Origin of the sequence: Streptomyces durocortorensis, assembly GCF_016901035.1 — a bacterium.
Taxonomy (GTDB): Bacteria; Actinomycetota; Actinomycetes; order Streptomycetales; family Streptomycetaceae; genus Streptomyces; species Streptomyces durocortorensis.
The window spans coordinates 282-1,533 of record NZ_JAFEUF010000484.1; the positions used below are offsets into that span (position 1 = coordinate 282).

Consider the following 1,252-nt stretch of genomic DNA (forward strand, 5'->3'; position numbering starts at 1 on the left):
TTCCTTCCTTGGCGCGCCCGTTCAGTTTCCCCCCCGCCCCCCTACCTCCTGGGGGGGGGCGGGGGGGGGGGCGGGGGCGGGCCGGGGGGGGGGGCGCGGCGGCCGGGCCGGTCGCCCGCCGAAACCGCCCCGCCCCCTGAACGCCTTGTTCATCCGTTCGGGGCAATGGAGTATCAGCGGGTGACACTTACACGGGGAGCAAGAATCACCGGCGCCGTTCTGTGCGCGGTGCTGGCACTGATGGCCGTGGCCTGGATCGTGCGGGACATACGGGCCGTCGGCGGACCGGGGCCGGTCTGGGACTACTGGGCGGGCACCGCGAACCTCCGGGACTTCGTACGGCCCACCACCACCTCCACCAGCCTCGTCCTGCTGCTGGCCTATGCCGCCGCCGCTGTGGCGGCACTCCGCTCCGCCTCCGCCGCCTCGGTCCTGATCGTCACCGGCGTCGTCACCTTCGTCCTGCGGCTGCCCGGTGTCTGGACCGTCGCCGACGCCCCGGCCCCGGAAGAGCTCCGCGACCGGGCGCTGCTCACCACGTACGCCGCGCTGGTGGCCGGGCTCGCCCTGATCGTGGTGGGAGCGGCGGGCCGCCGTCCCGTGCCGCAGGGCGAAGAGCGCCCCGCGGGTCCAGGGCGGGGCGCGGGAGTGGCCGTCTTCCTGCTCCTCGGTCTTCAGGCGGTGATCTTGGCCGCCTGGGAGATCCGGCAGCCGTTCGTCTTCCCGTCCGGGTTCTATCCCGAGTGGTTCATCGGCGGGGCGCCCCTGAACATCCCGTTCACCGAGGCGCCGCCCGGCTGGATCACCGTGGCGATCATCCTGATGTCCCTGGTGGCGGCCCTCGGCGCGGTCGCCGGGGCGGCCCCCGCGCGACCGCTCGGCCTGATCGCGGGCGGGTTCGTCCTCGCCTCCGGCGCGCTGGGCATGGCGCGCATCATCCACTTCGAGCTGTACGAGCGGTTCACCGACCTGGACACCGAGGGGCAGCTGACCCTGCTGAGCCAGGTCTGCTCGCTCCTCATCGGGCCCGTCGTGACCCTCCTGCGCGCCCGCATGGGCGTCGCACGGACCCCCGGCGGCACCACGGGGCCCTGGGGCGGCCCGAACTCCTGGGGCGGCGGCTGGGGTGCCCCGGCGCCCGGGCCGCAGGGCCACCAGCCGCCGCAGGCCCCCGGCTTCGGGCCCCCGCAGGGCGGCGGCTTCGGGCCCCCCCCCGCCACCCCCCCCCCCCCCGGGGGGGGGGGGGGGGGGG

1 protein-coding gene is annotated in these 1,252 nt (G+C 76.1%); it reads left to right on the forward strand.

Annotated elements, in window-relative coordinates; all coding sequences use genetic code 11:
* Positions 1 to 228: 228 nt before the first annotated feature.
* Positions 229 to 1,252: hypothetical protein (locus JS521_RS35615; protein ID WP_205086984.1), on the forward strand; the 1,024-nt coding region annotated here is incomplete at its 3' end.